The sequence below is a fragment of the Terrisporobacter othiniensis genome (genome assembly GCF_000808015.1).
In the GTDB taxonomy this organism is placed as follows: Bacteria; Bacillota; Clostridia; order Peptostreptococcales; family Peptostreptococcaceae; genus Terrisporobacter; species Terrisporobacter muris.
In genome coordinates this window covers 1-21,208 of record NZ_JWHR01000071.1, presented here as the reverse complement: position 1 = coordinate 21,208, position 21,208 = coordinate 1, and the positions used below count along the sequence as shown (strand labels likewise).

General features: G+C 27.6%; 25 protein-coding genes. 10 read left to right on the top strand and 15 right to left on the bottom strand.

From position 1 onward, the window contains the following. Window positions 1-178: IS3 family transposase (locus QX51_RS21790; protein WP_152607204.1), on the top strand; the 178-nt coding region annotated here is incomplete at its 5' end. 61 nt (window positions 179-239) lie between these two features. On the opposite strand, the gene QX51_RS07855 is transcribed toward QX51_RS21790, so the two are convergent. From QX51_RS07855 to nagA, 5 genes are all read right to left on the bottom strand, one after another. Beyond that, a complete protein-coding gene (locus tag QX51_RS07855; RefSeq protein ID WP_039679358.1) occupies window positions 240-449 on the bottom strand; it encodes a hypothetical protein in 210 nt (69 codons plus the stop codon). 31 nt (window positions 450-480) lie between these two features. Beyond that, window positions 481-1,083: a PIN domain-containing protein gene (locus tag QX51_RS07850; protein WP_039679357.1), complete on the bottom strand. Its 603-nt coding sequence runs from the start codon at window positions 1,081-1,083 to the stop codon at window positions 481-483. Window positions 1,084-1,277: 194 nt separating this feature from the next. Next, the gene (fba, locus tag QX51_RS07845; RefSeq protein ID WP_039679356.1) at window positions 1,278-2,126 is read right to left on the bottom strand and encodes a class II fructose-1,6-bisphosphate aldolase; all 849 of its coding nucleotides are present in this window, start codon (window positions 2,124-2,126) and stop codon (window positions 1,278-1,280) included. A 56-nt stretch (window positions 2,127-2,182) separates the two neighbouring features. Then, complete coding sequence (locus QX51_RS07840; RefSeq protein WP_039679355.1) at window positions 2,183-2,707, bottom strand: hypothetical protein; 525 nt, start codon at window positions 2,705-2,707, stop codon at window positions 2,183-2,185. Further along, on the bottom strand, window positions 2,707-3,846 hold the full coding sequence (gene nagA / locus QX51_RS07835) for an N-acetylglucosamine-6-phosphate deacetylase (protein WP_039679354.1): 1,140 nt from the start codon (window positions 3,844-3,846) through the stop codon (window positions 2,707-2,709). The genes QX51_RS07840 and nagA overlap by 1 nt, the downstream gene beginning before the upstream one ends. Window positions 3,847-4,035: 189 nt before the next feature. On the opposite strand from nagA, the gene QX51_RS07830 reads away from it, so the two are divergent. The 3 genes from QX51_RS07830 (at window position 4,036) to yajC (ending at window position 6,088) form a co-directional block, all read left to right on the top strand. Continuing rightward, the gene (locus QX51_RS07830) at window positions 4,036-5,214 is read left to right on the top strand and encodes an SIS domain-containing protein (RefSeq protein WP_052232955.1); all 1,179 of its coding nucleotides are present in this window, start codon (window positions 4,036-4,038) and stop codon (window positions 5,212-5,214) included. Window positions 5,215-5,375: 161 nt separating this feature from the next. Further along, entirely contained in the window at window positions 5,376-5,807 is a 432-nt protein-coding gene (agaF, locus tag QX51_RS07825) for a PTS galactosamine/N-acetylgalactosamine transporter subunit IIA (RefSeq protein WP_039679353.1), read from the top strand. Window positions 5,808-5,809: 2 nt separating this feature from the next. Then, on the top strand, window positions 5,810-6,088 hold the full coding sequence (gene yajC / locus QX51_RS07820) for a preprotein translocase subunit YajC (protein WP_052232954.1): 279 nt from the start codon (window positions 5,810-5,812) through the stop codon (window positions 6,086-6,088). A gap of 96 nt (window positions 6,089-6,184) precedes the next feature. Here the strand turns inward: yajC and QX51_RS07815 are convergent, their stop codons facing one another. Then, window positions 6,185-7,351 carry an AraC family transcriptional regulator gene (locus tag QX51_RS07815; protein WP_039679351.1) on the bottom strand — a complete coding sequence of 389 codons (1,167 nt, stop codon included), beginning with the start codon at window positions 7,349-7,351 and terminating at the stop codon, window positions 6,185-6,187. A gap of 327 nt (window positions 7,352-7,678) precedes the next feature. Here QX51_RS07815 and agaV point away from each other — a divergent pair, with 327 nt between their 5' ends. Genes agaV through QX51_RS07800 form a run of 3 tightly spaced genes read left to right on the top strand, consistent with a single transcriptional unit; the run spans window position 7,679 to window position 9,827 of the window. Beyond that, window positions 7,679-8,155, top strand: coding sequence for a PTS N-acetylgalactosamine transporter subunit IIB (agaV, locus tag QX51_RS07810; RefSeq protein WP_039679350.1), 477 nt, complete (start codon window positions 7,679-7,681; stop codon window positions 8,153-8,155). Window positions 8,156-8,176: 21 nt separating this feature from the next. After that, window positions 8,177-8,992 carry a PTS mannose/fructose/sorbose/N-acetylgalactosamine transporter subunit IIC gene (locus tag QX51_RS07805; RefSeq protein ID WP_039679349.1) on the top strand — a complete coding sequence of 272 codons (816 nt, stop codon included), beginning with the start codon at window positions 8,177-8,179 and terminating at the stop codon, window positions 8,990-8,992. Continuing rightward, window positions 8,973-9,827: a PTS system mannose/fructose/sorbose family transporter subunit IID gene (locus QX51_RS07800; RefSeq protein WP_330376052.1), complete on the top strand. Its 855-nt coding sequence runs from the start codon at window positions 8,973-8,975 to the stop codon at window positions 9,825-9,827. Before QX51_RS07805 ends, QX51_RS07800 begins: the two co-directional genes overlap by 20 nt. A 141-nt stretch (window positions 9,828-9,968) precedes the next feature. Here QX51_RS07800 and hcp read toward each other — a convergent pair whose 3' ends face one another. Both hcp and yeiL read right to left on the bottom strand, forming a co-directional pair. Then, the gene (gene hcp / locus QX51_RS07795; RefSeq protein WP_039679348.1) at window positions 9,969-11,609 is read right to left on the bottom strand and encodes a hydroxylamine reductase; all 1,641 of its coding nucleotides are present in this window, start codon (window positions 11,607-11,609) and stop codon (window positions 9,969-9,971) included. A 246-nt stretch (window positions 11,610-11,855) separates the two neighbouring features. Beyond that, window positions 11,856-12,533: a transcriptional regulator YeiL gene (gene yeiL, locus QX51_RS07790; protein ID WP_039679347.1), complete on the bottom strand. Its 678-nt coding sequence runs from the start codon at window positions 12,531-12,533 to the stop codon at window positions 11,856-11,858. A 126-nt stretch (window positions 12,534-12,659) separates the two neighbouring features. Between yeiL and QX51_RS07785 the strand changes: the two genes are divergently transcribed. After that, window positions 12,660-13,856 carry a NupC/NupG family nucleoside CNT transporter gene (locus tag QX51_RS07785; protein WP_039679346.1) on the top strand — a complete coding sequence of 399 codons (1,197 nt, stop codon included), beginning with the start codon at window positions 12,660-12,662 and terminating at the stop codon, window positions 13,854-13,856. A 322-nt stretch (window positions 13,857-14,178) separates the two neighbouring features. Here QX51_RS07785 and QX51_RS07780 read toward each other — a convergent pair whose 3' ends face one another. From QX51_RS07780 to QX51_RS07755, 6 genes are all read right to left on the bottom strand, one after another. Beyond that, window positions 14,179-14,589, bottom strand: a complete 411-nt coding sequence (locus QX51_RS07780; protein ID WP_039679345.1) for a hypothetical protein — start codon at window positions 14,587-14,589, stop codon at window positions 14,179-14,181. A gap of 202 nt (window positions 14,590-14,791) precedes the next feature. Then, window positions 14,792-15,589, bottom strand: coding sequence for a hypothetical protein (locus QX51_RS07775; RefSeq protein WP_039679344.1), 798 nt, complete (start codon window positions 15,587-15,589; stop codon window positions 14,792-14,794). Continuing rightward, complete coding sequence (locus QX51_RS07770) at window positions 15,579-16,157, bottom strand: ATP-binding cassette domain-containing protein (RefSeq protein WP_039679343.1); 579 nt, start codon at window positions 16,155-16,157, stop codon at window positions 15,579-15,581. Before QX51_RS07770 ends, QX51_RS07775 begins: the two co-directional genes overlap by 11 nt. A 238-nt stretch (window positions 16,158-16,395) precedes the next feature. After that, window positions 16,396-17,409, bottom strand: coding sequence for a phosphoglycerate dehydrogenase (locus tag QX51_RS07765; RefSeq protein ID WP_079764836.1), 1,014 nt, complete (start codon window positions 17,407-17,409; stop codon window positions 16,396-16,398). A gap of 158 nt (window positions 17,410-17,567) precedes the next feature. After that, the gene (locus tag QX51_RS07760) at window positions 17,568-17,987 is read right to left on the bottom strand and encodes a DUF3783 domain-containing protein (RefSeq protein ID WP_039679342.1); all 420 of its coding nucleotides are present in this window, start codon (window positions 17,985-17,987) and stop codon (window positions 17,568-17,570) included. 13 nt (window positions 17,988-18,000) lie between these two features. Beyond that, window positions 18,001-19,056, bottom strand: a complete 1,056-nt coding sequence (locus QX51_RS07755; RefSeq protein ID WP_039679341.1) for a lysylphosphatidylglycerol synthase transmembrane domain-containing protein — start codon at window positions 19,054-19,056, stop codon at window positions 18,001-18,003. A gap of 244 nt (window positions 19,057-19,300) precedes the next feature. Here QX51_RS07755 and QX51_RS07750 point away from each other — a divergent pair, with 244 nt between their 5' ends. Next, window positions 19,301-20,080, top strand: coding sequence for a methyltransferase domain-containing protein (locus QX51_RS07750; protein WP_039679340.1), 780 nt, complete (start codon window positions 19,301-19,303; stop codon window positions 20,078-20,080). Between the two features lie 80 nt (window positions 20,081-20,160). Here QX51_RS07750 and QX51_RS07745 read toward each other — a convergent pair whose 3' ends face one another. Then, window positions 20,161-20,802, bottom strand: a complete 642-nt coding sequence (locus tag QX51_RS07745) for an HAD family hydrolase (RefSeq protein WP_039679339.1) — start codon at window positions 20,800-20,802, stop codon at window positions 20,161-20,163. 236 nt (window positions 20,803-21,038) lie between these two features. On the opposite strand from QX51_RS07745, the gene QX51_RS21170 reads away from it, so the two are divergent. After that, a partial coding sequence (locus QX51_RS21170) for an HTH domain-containing protein (protein ID WP_039679338.1) occupies window positions 21,039-21,208 on the top strand: 170 nt, incomplete at its 3' end.

The window sequence follows — 21,208 nt, the reverse complement described above, 5'->3', positions numbered from 1 at the left end:
GGAAAGTTTCTTTTCATCATTGAAGACAGAAGCATTCTATTCTCAAGGATTAAAGAATTTATCAAGTAAAATGGTGATTGAAATTGTATCTCAATATATAGATTATTATAACAAAGAAAGAATACAGGCAAAATTAAACTACCTTTCTCCTGTAAAATACAAGAAAAAGGTAGCCTAGGTTGTTTTATATTGTTCCACATGAAGGGTGCAGTTCAGTTTAACCTACACTTGTTTTTTATTTAACTAAATGTTAAATATTCATTTTCAAGTTCATTTACTATGTAATCAATTCCTTTTGAGTAGAAGTCGTTTTCACCACAAAGTTTTGCATAAGTAGTAGATTTAAAAAATATATCTCTACTTTCTTCTAAAGATATATTTTTTAAACTTGCAAAATGATTAATGATTTGTGGGAAAAGTGATTTTAATAATTCATCTTTAGCGTTCATTTTTTATCTCCTAATATAATTTATTCATCGTTTATGCAGTTTCATTAATATTAGATTTTTCATTGTAATAATCTTCTAAAATATCTATACATCTATACAGTATTGTAAAATTTCCACCAAACTCTATAAGAAATCTATCTTGGGCATCTAATAAAGATTTTGATCCCGCTAATATCAATGTCATTTTTATTGCTGTTTTAGCTCTAAATCCTTTTTCTATAAATTTATCTATCATATTATCTACTTCATCTTCTTCTTCAAATAATTCTGAAATACTATTTATAAGTTGAATTTTATGATCTGTACAATTCTCTAAAAGATTTATAGAACTTAAAAAACCTCTATCTTTACTTACTATGTAATAATTATTAGCTTCATATCTATGCTGACCTATTATAAGGCCTAAATAAGATACTAACTGAAAATCTAGACTATTCTTTACTCCTGTAGTAACATCTATTTTCAAGATATTTGATTTTGTATTTAAACATTTTAATTTATCTCTTCCAAATTGAAATAAATTTGTTCTCTCTGTTACAAACAGTATTATTATATCTTCTTCATTTAATTTATTTGCACTACTTAAAGCAGTAATATTCACATTTTCTGTATCAACTAAAAATATTCTTTTCATAACGAATACCCCCTAAAAACTTTTACTTATTTAGAGTGTCTCCAAAATAAAAAAATATAATCTTATATATAATTTTTTAATAAAGAAAAATAAACTATAAGGGTTAAATTAAATATACATTCCTATAATCTTAAAATATAAAATTAATTACCCCCAAGAAAATAAATTAAATTATCTTCTCAGGGGTAATTATACTAAGCTTTATTTTCACAACCACAAACTTTTATCTTTTCTTTTACAAACGCCTTAACTTCTTCCATACCAGCCTTATTATATTTCTTAGGATCTATTGCATCCTTATTTTCACTTAAATATTTGTTAACTCCATTTGTAAATGCTATTCTAAGTTCTGTAGCATAATTTACTTTACATATTCCTATTTCAATAGATTCTTGTACTTTAGAATCAGGGATTCCTGATCCACCATGTAATACAAGAGGTATTGATACAACTTCTTTTATTTGTGATAATCTATCTAAATCTAATTTAGGTTCACCTTTATACATACCATGGGCTGTTCCTATTGCTACTGCTAGTGAATCAACTCCTGTTCTTTCAACAAACTCTTTTGCTTCTTGTGGATCTGTAAATCCTCCTTCTCCACCATCTAAATCATCTTCTTTTCCACCAACTTTTCCAAGTTCAGCTTCAACAGCAATACCTGCTGGTTTACACATATCTACAACTGCTTTAGATATTTTTATATTTTCTTCAAAACTGCTATGAGATCCATCTATCATAATCGAAGTATACCCTGCTCTAAATGCTTGAGCTGCAAGCTCAAAACTTGAACCATGATCTAAATGCATAACTACAGGAACCTTAGCATGGCTTGCTGCAACTCTTACATTTGCTAAAAAGTAATCAAGACTTGCATATTTAACTGTTGATGGTGTAGTTTGCATAATTACAGGTGCATTCATCTCCTCTGCTGCACTTATAACTGCCATTACCATTTCCATATTCTCAACATTAAAGGCCCCTATTGCATATTTTCCTTCTTGAGCCTTCTTTAAAATACTTTTTGTTGTAACTAATTCCATAATAAATTTTCCCCTCTTTGTATATATAATTTTATGTTATTTATAAATTATAGTTCTTATTTACCATTCATTTTGCTAATCGCCACACCATTAATTACAGCTGAATAAACTGCATATACCGCAGCTAATATACTCAAAATCATAAAGGCTGAATTATAATTTTGTTGTATTGCATTTATAACTATTAATACGCTTAAAACTATATAAGCACATATTTTCATTATAGTTTTTTCTTTTTCTTCACTCTTGATAATCATTTCTATTTTAGATACTTTTCGTTCCCTTTTAAAATCGTTAATGGATTTTAATTTTTTTAAAAATACCTTTCTAAAATAAATTTCCGTTATAACAACTGCTACAGCACCAACCAAAAGTGTATTTCCAAAAGTTTTAAAATAATCACCTAGCAAGACTAATAAAGCAATTACAATAAAATACCTATAGTAAAATAACCTAAATTTTTGCTCTATTTTATGTCCTACAATATATCCTTTTTTATCAAAAACATTATAATAAACTGTATTTCCAGCTCTATTTAAATAAATATTTGTACCAGCTAGGTTTATATCCTTTTTCTTCATTAAAGCATTTCCTTTCCTAAACAGTAAGTTTGATGTACTGAATAATCATCATTAAGAACTACTAAATCACTATCATATCCCACGCCAATTCTACCCTTACGATTATCTATTCCTAGACATCTTGCTGGATTTATAGTACATGAATTAATAGCATAATCAAATGGTACCATCGCATCTTCTACTAGTATTTTTAAACCTTGATTCATTCTTAATGTTGAACCAGCTAGCCCCTTCGTTTCAACTAAATGAGCACTACCATCTTCATATATTTCTATTTCATTTCCACCAAAAACGAACTTTGAACCTGGCTCATATCCTTTTGCCATTAATGCATCCGTAACCATAATTCCATGATACGGACCTTTAGCATGGAAGAAATTATATAACGCCGCTGGTGTAGAATGATTTCCATCACAAATAATTTCACCATACATTTCATTTACCCTTAAACTAAATCCCACTAATCCATTTTCTCTATGATTGAAAGCTGTCATTCCATTATAAACATGAGTTTGAGATCTAGCTCCGTTAGCAAATGCATATACAGCTTCTTCATAAGTAGATGCTGAATGTCCTATACTTACGACAACACCATTTTCATACAAATATTTAGTTAATTCATATTCTTCATCTACTTCTGTTGCTATAGTAATATATTTTATTAATCCTTTTGCTGCTTTTTGATATGCTTTAAATTCTTCAATAGTAGGCTTTGCTATAAACTCTTGTGGTTGTGCTCCTTTATATTTCATATCTAAATAAGGACCTTCAAAGTGTACTCCCAATATTTCTGCCCCTTGGTATCCCTCTTCAACTACTTTTGCAACATTAGCTAGAGCATTAGTTAAAACTTCTCTACTTTGAGTTATAGTAGTTGGTAGTAGTGCAGTGACACCTTCACAAGGTATTTTTTTTGTCCAATTTCTTAATCCTTCTTCATTAGCATCATTTGTATCAAATCCATAAGCTCCATGACAGTGAATATCAATAAATCCTGGAAGTATCCTTTTATTACCATAATCATAAGCATCATCTTTTTCATTATATTTATAAATATTTATTATTTTATTATCATCAATTTCAATTTGCGCTGAAATAAATTGATCTGCAATCCAAACTCTCTTACTTTGAATTAACATATTCTCCCTCCATACTTTATAAGATATCTTCATTATACATAAGATTTTTGGGATAATATTTGCACTTTTTAACATAAATATTATATCTTTTAACACACCCATTGTGTTTATATTGCTCTTTACTATAATTAAGATTAACAGATATTTAACTAGATCTATATATAAATTAAAATGGAGGATATGAATTTTATGAGTATTTTTAATATTACTGAAAATCAAATGAAAGATACTAAGTCATCTTTTACTTTACAAGAAATATATCAGCAACCAAAAACTTGGTTAAAAACTTTAACTCAAATTAAAGATAATAAGGATTCTATAGGAGAATTTATAAATAATATTATTAAGCATGATGATTTCGATATAATACTAACAGGTGCTGGTACTAGCGAATTCATCGGTAATTCACTATATTCACAATTAAATAAGGGCCTTAATTATAAGGTTAAGTCTTACGCTACAACTGATATAGTTGCTACACCTGAAAATTATTTATCTAAAACTAAGCCAACATTATTAATAAGTTTTGGACGTTCTGGAAATTCACCTGAGTCAATTGGAGCTGTTGAAGCTGCTAATGAAGTGTGTGATAACCTATATCATTTATTCATAACTTGTAACAATGAGGGTTCACTTTCTAAGATAGCCGATAAATTAGATAATTGCTATGCTATAAATCTTACTGAAGAAACTCACGATAAATCATTTGCTATGACATCAAGCTTTACTAATATGTACTTAGCTGCATATCTTTGCTTTAACCTTGATAAGTTAGATGAAAAGTCAACAATAATCTCTGATATATGTTCATCTACTCAAAACTTCTTAGATAAGGGATTTGAAGTAGTTGAAAAGATAGTTAACGAGTATAATTTTGAAAGAATAGTTTATCTAGGTAGCAATACTTTAAAAGGTATCTCACAAGAATCATCTTTAAAAATGCTTGAATTAACAGCAGGAAATACAGTTGCAGTGTTTGATACTCCACTTGGTTTTAGACATGGACCAAAATCAATTATAGATGATTCTACTTTAACAGTTGTCTACGTAAGTAATGATGAGTACACTTATAAATATGAATTAGATTTGATAAAGGAAATAAGCTCTCAAAGAAAGAAGAATAAGCTAGTTGTTGTATCTGATAAGCCTTCTACTGAGTTAAGTGAATTAGCTGATTATACTGTTTTCTATAATACTGAAATTAATCCAAATAACATAGAGTTAGGGCTTGCTTATATAACATTTGCTCAAGCACTTTCAGTTTTAAAATCTTTATCAATGAAATTAACACCTGACAATCCTTGTCCATCTGGTGAAGTTAATCGTGTTGTCGAAGGTGTTACATTGTATAAATATAATTGCAAATAAAAATTTGCTTCACTCATGTTACAAACGAGAGGACTTCGTTACCACTTTAAGCCACTGTGTGGTCAACATACAATTTTATGCAACGATATTTCTCAAAATAGACGGTTGAAATTTATAACTTAAAAATATATTAAGACTTATGGAAAAGGGGTTTACTAGATATGATAGGAATAATAATTAGCGGTCACGGAAATTTTGCAACTGGATTACGCTCATCTTTAAATTTAATTGCTGGGAATCCAGCTAATGTAGAATATGTAGATTTTATTGAAACAGACTCCACAGAAACTTTAAAAGAAAAGTATATGAACTCTATAAACAATTTAAATAATTGTAATAGTATTTTAGCCTTAACTGATTTAACAGGAGGTTCACCATTTAAAACTTTAGTTGAGTTAAAAGCTGAGGTTGAAACACCTTTGGAAGTAATAGGAGGAACTAATCTTGCTATGATTCTTGAAGTTTCTATGGCAAAAGATTTTATTGATGATTTATCTGCATTAGCAGAAACAGCTTTGGAAGTAGGTAAAAATGGTATCATAAAATTTGAACTTATAGAACATGATGAAGAAGATTGTGAGGATGGTATTTAATTATGATAAATTGGGAAGTTGTTACTTGGACGTGTATAACTATAGCTGTATTATTAGGAATTGCAGCATTAATTTTAATATTTATCTCATCGAAAAATATTAAAAAGAAAACTACTGAACTGAAAGACCTTCATTTAGAATTAAAACCTGGGATGAAAGTTATGTTCTGTGGCGCTGTTTACGGAAAAATAACTAGAGTTAAAGGTGATATCGTAGAAGTTGAAGTTGCTAAAAATGTTGTTATTTCAGTATCTAGATATGCTATCCAAAGTATAGCTTAATAATATTTACAATATAAACTCGCAAAACTTATTATAGCTTAATAATAAAGCACCTAAATTTTTAATTATTTAGGTGCTTTATATAAATATCTATTATTATTTAAAAACCGTTTGAGAGTATTCACTAGGGCTTATATCAAAATGTTGTGTAAATGCCCTCGAAAAGTAATGTATGGAACTAAAACCTAGCATAAATGCAATTTCACTAATTGTATATTTATTTTCTTTTATTAAAAGTTTACTTTTAGCTAATTTTAATTCACTTACATATTTTTTAGGCGTTGTATTTAAATTGTTCTTAAATAATGTTTGCAATGAAGATCTAGATATAGCAAATTTATTGCAAATATCTTCTATTGTAATAGGTTCACAAACCATATTATCTATATAAGATAGTATATTTTCTAATAACTGATTTTGAAAGTATTGATATGACTCTTTAGGTAACTTATTTTCCTCTGAATCTAAATAATCATATTGGAATAACCGAATAATTATCTCATGCAAATTGCTTAAAACTAGATTCTTTGAATATGGTATATCACAAGATAAATTTTTCGAAAAGTTCTTCAACACTTTATATAGCTCTTTTCTACAATGGAAAACTCTATTACAAATGAGATTATCATTTTCACACTCCATCTCAAATATTATAGTTAAATAAGAACAAGATGAGTCACTATTTACCTGTTGAGTATGAAATTTATTCTTTCCATAAATAATTAGGTCATATGGTTCTAAACTATATTCCACGCCATCAACAGTTGTATCTAAATTACCATTATCAACAAATGTTAACTCATATACATTATGACTTTCCCCTTTAAATTTGTAGTTTGGACTTTTTATACTATAATAGCATGCTATTATTTCAGGTATGTTTATAGTAGATTGTATTTTGTTATATACATATGGTGAATCTAAAAATTCTAATTTTAAATTATAGTTTTTAGGAATTATTAAATTAAATGTTACATTATCAACCATTGGAATTATATTAAAATACATATTTGGTTTAATCTCTAAATTTCTATGTATTCCAAATAATTTAAACTCACCATTCTTACTATCACTTATCAATATATATGCCATTCCTTCTACGAGTTCAATATACACAGGTTCTAAAAAATTATATAGACTTGATATTACAGTGTCACTAGTAACAATCTTTCTAGATATTAAATTTTCCCTATCTACTTCTTTAAACTCTTCATAAACTGATCCATATTTACCAAACTGAGAGCTAGTTGTTTTATTATTCACTTCAGTCACTCCCCCCTATAAAGTTTCCCTCAACTTACATATATTAACCTTTACTTATTTTAACATTAAAAATTATTTATAGTTATATTCTACTATATTTCAGGTCATTGTCAATTTCAAACGATTGTCAGTTTCAAACGCATAATAATTTATACTTCCCTTTCATACTATATTTGTTTAATTTTTAACTTTCGGAAAACGTTTTGTTAAAAAATACAAATAGAAAACCAAAATTTCTAAAGATTGTAAATTATATACACTCTATAATTATATTAAATAATTAATTTCTTTTAAAACATTATCAATAAATTATAAGGAGGGAATACTATGCCAAACATTGTTTTAACAAGGATTGATAACAGATTAATTCATGGTCAAGTTGCTACTCAATGGTGTGGATCTATTGGTGCTAACTTAATTCTAGTTGCAAATGATAATGTAGCAGGTGATAAGCTTAGACAAGGTCTAATGGACATGGCTGCTCCAAGTTACGCTTCTACACGTTACTGGACACTTGAAAAAACTATTAGTACTATACACAAAGCTAGTGCTAAACAGTTTATATTCATCGTTTGTGAAAATCCTACAGATGTTTTAAAGCTTGTTGAGGGGGGAGTTCCAATAAAGAAAGTTAATATTGGAAACATGCATATGGCTGAAGGTAAACGTCAAGTCGTTGGATCTGTAGCTGTAGATGATAAGGATGTCGAAGCATTCAGAAAACTAAGAGAACTTGGTGTAGAACTTGAAATAAGAAGAGTTCCTACAGAAGGTGCTGAAAATCTAGAAAAACTTTTTAAATAATCACGAAAGGGGATTTTGAACATGGATTTTAATATTATTCAGATTCTATTGGTTGCTATATTTGCATTCATTGCTGGTATCGACCAATTTAGTTTCTTAGAGTCATTATACCAACCAATCGTATCTGGTGCTGTTATTGGTGCTATACTTGGTGATTTACAAACAGGACTTGTTGTAGGTGGTACTTATCAATTAATGACAATTGGTAACATGCCAGTAGGAGGAGCACAACCTCCAAACGCAGTTATAGGTGGAATTATGGCGGTAGTATTTGCCGTATCTTCTAAATTGGAACCTGCTGCTGCTGTTGGTTTAGCAGTTCCATTTGCATTAATCGGACAATACTTTGTTACTTTCGTATTTACAATAATGGCTCCATTAATGTCTAAGGCTGACAAATATGCTGATGAAGCTAATCCAAGCGGTATCGTTAAGCTTAACTTCTTAGCAATGGGAGCTTTAGGATTATCATTTGCAGTAATAGTTGTTATAGGATTAATAGGTGGTAGTGCTGCTGGTGCTACATTAACTGCTTTATCTGAGCAATTTGCTTGGTTCATGAATGGACTTAGTGCTGCTGGTGGAATGATGCGTTATGTAGGTTTTGCAATACTTCTTCGTATAATGTTATCTAAAGAACTTTGGGGAATTTACTTTGCTGGTTTTGCTTTAGCTACAATAGTAGGTAGTGTAGAAAGTTTAAGTGGTTCAGCTCTATTAATAATAGCATTCATAGGAATAGCTGTTGCTGTTTACGACTTCCAAAATAACGTAAAAATGAAAACTGCTACTGCATATGCACCAGTAGGGGGAGGAGATGATGAAGATGGAATTTAATTCAACTCAATATAATGATTTAACTCCAGCCAAAGACCTTGACAAAAAAACTTTAAATAAAATGGTTTGGCGTTCACTATTCCTACAAGCTTCATTCAACTATGAAAGAATGCAAGCTGCTGGATGGTTATATGGTATATTACCTGGATTAGAAAAAATCCATACTAATAAAGAAGACTTATCTAAGTCTATGAAACATAACCTTGATTTCTTTAATACTCATCCATTCTTAGTAACTTTCGTTATGGGTATAATACTTTCTTTAGAGCAACAAAAGGCAGATACTCAAACTATTAGAGCTGTCCGTGTTGCTGCCATGGGACCTTTAGGTGGTATAGGTGATGCTATATTCTGGTTCACATTGGTTCCAATAACTGCTGGTATAACTGCTAATATGGCTATTGGTGGATCTTTACTTGGTCCAATCTTATTCTTATTGATATTCAATATTGTTCAGTTTGGATTAAGATATTGGTTGATGTACTGGTCTTATAACTTAGGTTCTAAGGCTATAGATATATTAACTAAGAATGCTAAAGAGTTCACTCGTTCTGCTTCTTTATTAGGTGTATTCATAGTTGGTGCTTTAACTTCTAACTACGGTGCAACTAAATTAGCTATAGAAATACCTAACGGTGAATCTCCTATAGTTATCCAAAATATCTTAGATGGTATTTTACCTAATATAATTCCTTTAGGCTTAACTTTAATGCTATTCGTATTACTTAAGAAGAAAAACTGGAAACCAGTTACTTGTATAGCTTTATTATTAGTAATAGGTATAGTTGGAGCAGGTATAGGACAGATATTTGGATTTACAATGTGGTTAGTTTAAAAATTGTTAATGTAAATTAAAAATATTTTATCTATAATAACCACCTTTAGATTTCTAGAGGTGGTTATTTTTACTCAATCCAATACTAAAAAATCCCCACCCAAACTTTGACTAGTTTGAATGGGGATTTTAATTATATTATTATTGTTCCATGAACATTTTTATATCGTCTTCTACGTTTGTTATTCCGCCTATTCCAAAGTTTTCAACCAGAACTTTAGCCACATTTGGTGATAAGAAAGCTGGAAGTGTTGGTCCTAGGTGTATGTTTTTTACTCCTAAGTATAGTAATGATAATAATACTATTACAGCTTTTTGCTCATACCAAGCTATATTGAAAGCTATAGGTAATTCGTTTATATCTTGTAATTCAAATACTTCTTTTAATTTTAATGCTATTAAAGCTAATGAGTAAGAGTCATTACATTGTCCTGCATCTAAAACTCTTGGTATTCCATTTATATCTCCAAGGTTTAATTTGTTGTATTTGTATTTTGCACAACCTGCTGTTAATATTACTGTATCTTTTGGTAGTGCCTCAGCAAATTCAGTATAGTAATTTCTTGATTTAGCTCTTCCGTCACATCCTGCCATTACGAAGAATTTCTTGATTGCTCCTGATTTAACTGCATCTACTACAGCATCAGCTAAAGCAAATACTTGATTATGAGCAAACCCTCCTACTATTTCACCAGTTTCTATTTCAGTTGGTGGTTCACAAGTTTTTGCAAGTTCTATTATTTGAGAGAAATCTTTATTGTCTTCACTTTCTCCTTTTATATGTTTAACTCCTACAAATCCTGCTGCACCAGTAGTGAATATTCTATCTTTGTAACTATCTTTTGGTGGTACTATACAGTTTGTAGTCATTAATATTGGTCCATTGAAAGATTCAAATTCTTCTTTTTGTTTCCACCAAGCATTTCCGTAGTTTCCTGCAAAATGAGAATATTTTTTGAATGCTGGATAATAGTGAGCTGGTAACATTTCAGAGTGAGTATAAACGTCCACACCAGTTCCCTCTGTTTGTTGTAATAATAATTCTAAGTCTTTTAGATCATGTCCTGATACTAGAATACCTGGATTATTTCTTACTCCTATATTAACTTTAGTTATCTCTGGATGTCCATAAGTTCCAGTATTTGCACTATCAAGCAAAGCCATTCCATCTACCCCTACCTTACCTGTTTCTAAAGTTAAAGCAACTAAATCATCAGCACTCAAAGTATTGTCTAAAGTTTTTGCTAATGTTGATTGCATAAATGCATTTATAGCTTCATCATCATATCCTAAAGCATTTGCATGCTTCATATATGCTGATAAACCTTTGATTCCATATATTATTAATTCTCTTAAACTTCTTACATCTTCATTTTCTGTCGCTAATACACCAACAGTTGGAGCTTTTGCATCCATTTCTTCTTTAGTAGAAGCAGTCCATAAAGCAGCTTTACTTAGACTTTCTTTATTTTCTAATTTTGCTAATAAGTCAGCTTTTATATCTAAAGTAGTTTTTACTCTATCATAGAATATTGTATCATCAAAGTTAGCATTAGTTATTGTAGTAAACAGATTTATAGTTATTAAGTGATTTACTTCACCACTAACTTCTTTTCCTTCACCTCTAAGTCTAGTTGTAACTTCTGATAATCCTTTTGTTGTATATATTAATAAGTCTTGAATTTTAGCTAAATCTGGTGATTTACCGCATACGCCAAACTTAGTACATCCTGTACACCCTGCTGTTTCTTGACATTGATAGCAAAACATTTTATTTTCCATAATTATTCCTCCCAATATAATGTTTATTTTCTGTATACATTATATATCTATCTAGAAACAATTTCTGTAACATATGTTACACTGTTTTAAAAACATAAAAAATATTAGTAAATTATTCCAAAATGTTTATGACTAATAAAGTAAGCAATTGTTACATATTACGAATCAAAATGATAGGAATATACGAAATTATTTATCTAAAAAAATATCAAAACAAAAATAAAATTATTTTTTCTTTAGCTAATTTTATTGATATAAGTCTCCTGCTAACTCCTCTAATCTATCTTTATCTAATATTATCAATTTTTTATTATTTCTTTTTATAATACCTTCTGATTCAAGCTTATTTAATACCCTTAATAAATGTCTATAACTTGATCCTAAAAATTCTGATATTTGTGTTAGGTTTTCTGTACTATTACTATATTCATTTGTATAAGTTGCTAGTATATAACTTGCTAATCTATTTTCTAAAGGATAAAGCATATTTACTGAACTTGATAGTGATGCGCTTGATAGTTTTAATGACAAATGTGTAGATATATAGTATAAAAATTTTGGATCTTTTAAACATTTTTCTTCTATTTCTTTTCTTGGGATTGCTATACATGTACACTCTTTTATTGCTTGTATATTACATTCAATTGTACTTTTGTTTAATATTTCTATTTCGCCAACTATTTGAACTGGTGAGTAAAATCTTATTAAAAGAGATTTTCCATTAGGTGTTGTAATATATACTTTTGATTTTCCTTCTACAAAGAAATATAAATATCTTACATCTTCTCCAGATAAGCAAATATATTCATTTTTCTTGAAATGATGTATCTCCATATGAGGAAGCATATTATTTGAAAATATTTCATTTATTTTATATTTATTAACATAGTAATTTAACTTTTTATTATCATCTATTCTAAACATTATTTTCTCCTTGATAAAAAAACATACAAAATCATGACATATGTCATAATATGTTGACTTTTCTATTTGATATTATATCAAAGATAACAAATTGTAAATTATAAAATTATTGTAAAGGAGATTATCATGACATTATTATTAAACATCATAGGAATTATTGTTGTTATAGGTGGATTATATCTTTTCTCTGAAAATAAAGATAAGGTTGATAAAAAGCTTATAGCAAAAGCATTATTAGTTCAATTTGTACTTGCATTTTTATTAGTTAAATTCCCATTAGGGCAAAATATAATAAAAGCAGTATCAGATTTTGTAACTAATGTATTAAATTATGGATTTGAAGGAGTGTCTTTCGTATTTGGTTCATTAACAGATGAAAGTACAGGATACATATTTGCAATATCAGTACTTGCAAATATAGTTTTCACAGCAGCTTTAGTTGGAGCATTATACTATCTAGGAGTAATAAACTTCGTAGTTAAGTTAATAGGTGGAGCAATACAAAAATTATTTGGAACTAGTAAAGTTGAAAGTTTTGTTGCCGTTGCTAATATGTTCTTATCACAAACAGAATCACCAATACTTGTAAGTAGATATTTACATTCAATGACTAGAAGTGAACTTCTATTATTACTAATATCAGGTATGGGAAGTATGGCTGCGTCAGTATTAATGGGATATGTTGGTATGGGAATACCAATGGAATACTTATTAATAGCAGGAGCATTAGTTCCATTAAGTAGTATAATAGTTTCTAAATTATTAATACCAGAAACTAACAAAGAAGTATTAATAGAAGATGTTGTTATGGACAGAAAAGGTGGACACACAAACATAATGTCAGCTATATCTGAAGGTGCTTCAAACGGTGTACAATTAGCAATTGGTATAGGAGCCTCACTTATAGCTATAACTGGATTAGTTGCATTAGTTAATGGTGCTTTAGGAATAGTAGGATTATCATTACAACAAATATTATCTTATGTATTTGCACCTTTAGCATACTTAATGGGAATAAATCCAGACCATGTGTTAACTGCGGGACAATTATTAGGTTCAAAGATGGTATTAAATGAGTTTGTTGCTTTCGGTGACTTAGGGCAAATAATAGGTTCAGTTGATTACAGAACAGGAATTATTATGGCAATAGCATTAGCAGGATTTGCAAATATATCGAGTATAGGTATATGTATATCAGGTGTATCAATATTTTGCCCGAAAAGAAGAGGAGAAATATCAGATATAGCATTTAAAGGAATGATAGGCGGATTTTTAGTAAGCTCATTATCAGCAATGATAGTTGGATTATTACTACTATTCTAATTATGTTTATAAAAAAGACTTAAGCTTAGACTTAGGTCTTTTTTAGTTAATAATAATTAATATAATGCTAATTAAAGTATATAGAAATAGCTAGATTTATTAATATAATATAATTTAGGATTTAATTCATAATTAATATTGTATTTATAAAACTGCTAGATTAATTATCGCCATTGATAACAAAACATTTTATTTTCCATTGTTATTCCTCCAATATTTTTAATGTTTATCTTACATGCACATTATAATCTTGATAACAAAAAGAAACCGTAACATATGTTACGATTTCCACAGTTTAAAAATATATTTTTTACAATCTAAGCTATCCTTCTAACCTTTCTAAAATAGAGCAAAATTCTTTAAATTCATCTATACTTTTTATTTTCTTTAAATTTCTAATATCAATCATGCTACCACTAGGCTTATGCATCAAAAACTCCATATCATACATTTCACACTTACAAAGACCTTTTAAAAATACATACTTATATGGCTCGTATTTCTCTATATTTTTATCGAAATACTTAATTTTTGCATAGCATAGTCTATTTATATAAAATAATAATGCTAGTATAGACTCCTTTTGAGCAAATTTATGAGAGAAATATTTAACTGTATGATATTTGTCATGCTTAAATTCCCATATCATATCCTCAGAACAAGTAAGGGAATACTTTTCTATTAGTTTTATTTTTTGGATACTCAGCTGTTGTTTTAACATTTCATCATTCATGTCCCCACCCCTAAAAAATATTTATACTAATAATTTCTTTAATTAAATTATAATCTATCAATTATATAAATAGTATTTGGGTTAATCATATTTCACATTGAACTTTTAAATAGTAAATAATAATAAATAGAGTTTTTAAATACATTTATTGTAAAAAAATAAAAGACTTAACATAATAAGTCTTCTAATTGAATTTTAATATTTATAATAAATCATTTGAATATTCTTTTGTTGGCGCTTTTATTAATAATTTTGTACCTATTAGCGAGAATACGCCTATACAAATCAAACTAATTAGTATTATTAGTCCCGGATTTTCAACAAGATAAACTATAATATTACAAATTGCTACTACCATGTTTATTATGAATTCATCAATTCTAAGGGCTGAATTTACTAAAAATCCTATTAATACAACTGGTATTACAACAAATACTAAAATGTTCGTTCTTTTCTTTAATCTATATCCTATTGCTCCTAGCATATATCCCAGTGAAAATAACATTAAACCACTTATAAACCTACTAAATATAGCTTTTATAAACCACATAAAAATTATATCTGGATTTTTCATTTCCATATCAGCTATTTGTATCCGCATAGGGATATCACCAATTAAAGTTACTTCTTTATGTGTAATTACTTCTGTTAATATTTTTAAGCCAACTTCTAAAGTGGTTGAAAATACAACCATAAATGAAGACATTATTATAGCCCATACAGCAAAAGCCTTTAATAAATTTTTTCTGTCTCCTTTTATACTAATGGCACCAGAAAAATTCCTTAATATAAACATAATACCAGCAATAAAGCAAAACATACTGCTAAAAGCAGTTGCTTGACTATACATATTTATAGTTCTATCAAAACCTGGTTCCAACGCCATATATATATTAGATACAGCTGTAAGTCCTTGATTTATAAGTATTATAATTGAAAGTATTAATATCATTTGTAAAGAATCTCTTTTTATAAAATTAAAATACGGATTATTTCTCATATAAAGCCTCCTCTTTTTTATTCATGTTTATAAATAAATCTTGGAGACTCATTTTATCTAACTCTATGTCTGAGTTTTCTATTATACTTAAATCTTCATCATTCAAATCTCCATAATAAGCACACATTTTGTTATTTCCAAAAACTTTTACTAAAATCATTTCTGGTAAGATTGATAATTTATTTAAATCTTCTCTTTTTCCACTTATATAATAAGATCTTTCTTTTAATTCATCTATGTAATCATTTACTTTTATTTTTCTATCTGCAATCATTATTACTTTTTCTAAAAGCTCTTCTACTTCATTTATTAAATGAGTTGAGATAATAATAGTTCTGTTTTTATTCATATAAGATTCTAATAATATGTTATAAAACTCTTGTCTATTAACTGCATCTAACCCTATGGTCGTCTCATCAAAAATAGTTATTGGTGCATTAGAACAAATTCCAATATAAATATTAATATTTGTATAATTAGTAAATTTTTCACTAGATACATTTAAATTTTTTCTGCTATAAACGTTTTCTAAAGTATAGTATCCTTCTTCAACAATATCACTTTCCATTTCACTCGCCATCTAGGAGTACCTAACTCAAAAATTAATATACACGCTATTATTAAACTACTTAATATCCTTTTAAAATCTTTCCCCATACATTCCCTCCTAATAATATTTTCAGAACTATTTGTAACTTTTTGTCACCTTAATAATAGTTCAATTTCTAATTAGTGTCGATATTGTAATTATTTATTTTAAAGGATATCAATAAAAATAAAGCACCCTTAAAGATGCTTTATTTTTATTAATATCCTTTTTCTATTTCAACTTTATTATCTGGTTCTTTATTAGAAGTAAACTTTTTCAAATTATTATAAAACAAATTAAAACTTCTTAAAGAGTTTTGCTCTGATACCCATGAATTATGAGGTGTTATTATTATATTATCCAAGTCCCATAACTTACTATCTTCACATAAAGGCTCTTCTTGAAAAACATCTAGAGCTATGCCTCTAAGCTTATGAGCATATTCTATTAAATCATCTTCATCTACAATTTTTCCTCTTCCAACATTAACAAATGATGATCCTTCTTTCATAAGTTTAAACTTTGATTTATCAATAAGTTTATATGTTTGTTTCGTTGACGGAATAGTACTTATTACTATATCGCAATTTATAAATACTTCATCCATATCTGATGTTGAAAAACATTTATCAAAATATTTTACACTTCTACCATCTGTATTACATCCCCATATTTCTACACCAAAAGCTTTTAATCGCTTTGCACCTTCCAATGCTATAGTTCCAGTTCCTAAAAAACCAATTTTTTTCCCATAAATTTCAGAAACACTATAGTCACATGTCCATCGTTTTTTATATTGCTTATTATAAAACGCTTTAGTATTTTTATATATTTGCAAAACTGTAGATACAATCCATTCTGCAATAGGAATGCTATATCCACCTTTGTTATTACATAAAATAATATTTCTATCCATAATTTTATCTATTGGAACCTGATCAAATCCTGTACTGCCTAACTGTATGTACTTTAAATTTTTCATTTTTGAGATATCTAATTTTTCAAATGAATTATAAGTTACTAATATATCTATAGATTCTAACTCTTCATCTGTCATTTTATCTAAAGTAGATTTTTTACCTTCACTATTAAAGGTAACCTCATATCCTAAATCCCTTATTCTATCAAATTCTTCTTCACTAAACTTAAGTGTAAATAATACTTTAATAGCAATCCATCTCCTTTCAACTGAACTAAAAATTTCTGTACCTTTATAATATATTCTACACATTAAAAAAAATCACCTTTATAACACAATTAAAAAATCCTTCAAAAATATTTTTGAAGGATTGATCTATGTGAACAAATAAATACAAATTAAATTATAATTAATATTTGTTTGTTACATTTATTTTGTCCATTTTAATGACGATTATGTTATTTCAACATTTAGTGATTTAAAGTTTGACCCGACTTTAAAGCCTTTCTTTCTTGGATTAAATTGTAAACTAATTTATTTAAAGTCCAGTCTATAGTTGTATCTGTCACCACTGCACTCATAGGTCTAGTAATTTTCATTTTCTTTAAACTGTCTAAGAATCCATTAATTTTTAATTGAGCAATATTATTAAAAATTATGGCTTTATTTGTCCAAACTTCTTCATTGTCATCAGACATATTATCGTTCAGTATATCTTTTATAGTAGTTTTTCCATTTTTACTATCTACAAAAATACAATCTTTTATTCCTACTAATCTTCCTATATTTTTAATCATGCTTGATTCTTTTTTATTAAAATTAACTATAATTATGCAACTTCTATCATGAATATTGCTTATTGAACTTTGGTTTAATTTTTCAAATGACATTGTTCCTCCTATTTTATGTAGCTTCTACGCTAATTTTACCAGATTCCATTTTTTTATCCATTCTATAGTGTGAGTATATAGTGAAAATTCCACTTAATATTAATATTAAATAATACATAAATCCACCATATAAGAATACAGCATATCCTAGCAATGTTTGTGGGAATACTCGCTTAAATATAGTAAAGAAAGCTAACTCATTAGCTCCAATATTCCCCGGAGTTGGTATTGGTGATATAGCCATATATAAATATACTTGTAGAGTCATTAAATAAATAAAGCTATGTCCGTTTAAGTTAAATGCTTTATATATCCAATAAGCAACACTAAAATAACAAGATATCTGTATTATAGTTAGGCTTACAGTAATAATAAGTAATTTTTTATTTTTCATAAAAAATTTAATAGACTCTGTATATTCTTCTATAAATGAATCTATTTTTTCTTCCTTAGATTCTAAAAATTTAAATAATTTAAATTTTAATAAATATCTTACAACTTTGTGACCTATTTCCTTTATTTTTGATGTATTTATAATTGCTAAAAATCCGATTATAAATGTAAACAAATTTACTGCCAACCCTAACATCACAAAAGGCATAACAGTTCTCAAATCATACTTTAATTTATTTGCATTCATAAAAATGAATATTGTGCAATAAATTGTAATTACTACTTGATAAAGTATAGTTTTATTAGTTATTATTCCCGTTGCCTTACTTAGTGGCACTTTATATTTACTTAGTACATATATTTGAATAGGTTGACTACCAGATGCAAATGGAGTTACTAAGTTATAATAAAACCCCATTATAGCTAGTTTAAAACCTACAAATGAACTCTTCAATTTATGTTGTTCATTAATTATTATTTGCAATATTATCCCCTCAAGAATAATATAAAGCAAAATTACTACTCCTCCAACTAATAAATACTCCTTTTTTACCATAGCAATAACACTAGACAACATACTTATGTCTAAACTTTTTAAAACTAGATATATAGTTATTACCATTAAACATAGTAAAAATACATATCTTAGGAAAGTTTTCTTTTTTTTATTATCCATAGTTATCTCCCAATTTTTTGTTTTTTATATTATAAGTATACAACATAATTATAAAATAATAATATTAAGATTTTATTACATTATTGTCATGTGTAATATAATTCTATTCTAAATATATTCATATTATTTTTTTCTTTTTATGAAAATTGAAGTTTTCCATATTTCTCTTGCATTCCTTCACATAACATGCTATTTTCTAATTATAAGAATTATTACAATAATTCCATTAAAAGGGGGTCTTTAAATGTTAGATTGGAATCCAGATCTTTATTTAAAATTTGAAAAAGAAAGAACACTACCAGCTAAGGACTTAATATCAAGAATAGACGTAGTAAATCCGAAAAAAATACTTGATGTTGGATGTGGATCAGGTAATAGTACTCATGAACTTAAGAAAAGATGGCCTAATGCAGAAATAATAGGTATCGATAATTCTAAAGCTATGATTGAAAAAGCAAGAAGTTTATATGATGATACTAGATTTATTCTACAAGATGCAGCTGATGACTTATCTTCTTTAGGTAAATTTGATATCATATTTTCTAACGCTGCTATCCAACGTATTCCTGATCATGAAAACTTAATAAAATCTTTATATAACTCACTTGAAGATAAAGGGGTCCTTGCAATACAATTACCTTTGGTTGATGAAGTGAGAGCTCAACAAGCATTGTATGAATTAGAACATGTAAAAAAATATAAGCAATACCTTGATAATAAAAGTTTAAGATTTAATACTAAATCTACTGAGTATTACTATGATGTCTTATCTTCATTGTTTAATCCAGAAAGTATCTATATTTGGTCTACTACTTATACTCATGCCATGGATAGCCTTGATGATATCTTAAAATGGTATGAAAGTACAACTTTAGTTCCTTATTTTGATGCTTTCCCTGATGAAGAAATAATTTCAAACTTTAAAAATAACTTCTACATTAAACTTAAAAATGTGTACTTCCCAAGACCTAATGGTTCTGTTTTATTTAATTATGAAAGATTATTCTTAGTTGCTTCAAAATAGATAAAAACTTTTTTATAAATTAACAAAAAACAAGGTATATATTAACATATACCTTGTTTTTTATTATTAAAACAAATTTATTATACTAGTTCCTTAAAATCATATATAAATTTATCACTTATTTTTTTTATTTCCTCTATATCAGAGTCTGAATATTTATCATATACACCTATAACCTTAAAATCTGCTTTTTTCATAGTATTTATTCCTACTAATATATCCTCAAAACCAGCACATTCTTGTGGACTAAGTTTTAAATTTTCTGCAACCAATAAATATATATCTGGATAATTTTTATCACGTTTTACATCTTCCAAAGAATTCAATGCATCAAAATACTCATATATATGATTATTCTTTAATACTGGTTCATAAAGGTATTTAGGTGATGAAGTTGCTAAGCCTATTTTTATATTATTCTTTTTTAGTTTTTCTAAGTATTCTTTTACATTTGGCTTTAATTTAATTTTATTAGAATATTCATATATGGCCATTTCATTCCATTCTCTTATGAGCTCTTCTTCACTTTCCTTTAAATTAAATCTTTCTATTGTATACTTCGCCACCTCTTTAAAGCTCATAGAGTTTATTTTTTCTATATAGTCAGATGGAATAGGTATGTTTCGATTTTTTAAAAATTTTCTATCGATTTCTTCCCAAACGCTCATAGAATCAATTAAAGTTCCATCTAAATCAAATATGGCTCCCTTAAAATCAAACATTTTCATCCTCCTTTTTAATTTTTTATTACTTAATTTTTCAAATTAAATAGAACATAATTATATTATATACGTATTATAATTATTACTTAACCTTACTTATATACATTATTTAAAGTTTAATTAAAAAAAACTAATACTTTTAAAGTGGATCCTATACAGTGGACACGAGAAAAAAATGTGTCTACTTGTATAGGATTTATTTTTATGTAAAATAGTTATAAAGAAGTTGAATTATTATGAGTGAAAGAATATTTTCAAGTGAAGAAATTAAGAAATTATCTATAAATAAATATGTTAAGAACATAACTGAAAAAGGAATTACATATACTAATGAATTTAAATTACATTTTATTGCTGAATATGAAATAGGGAAAACACCTAGACAGATATTTGAAGATGCTGGATT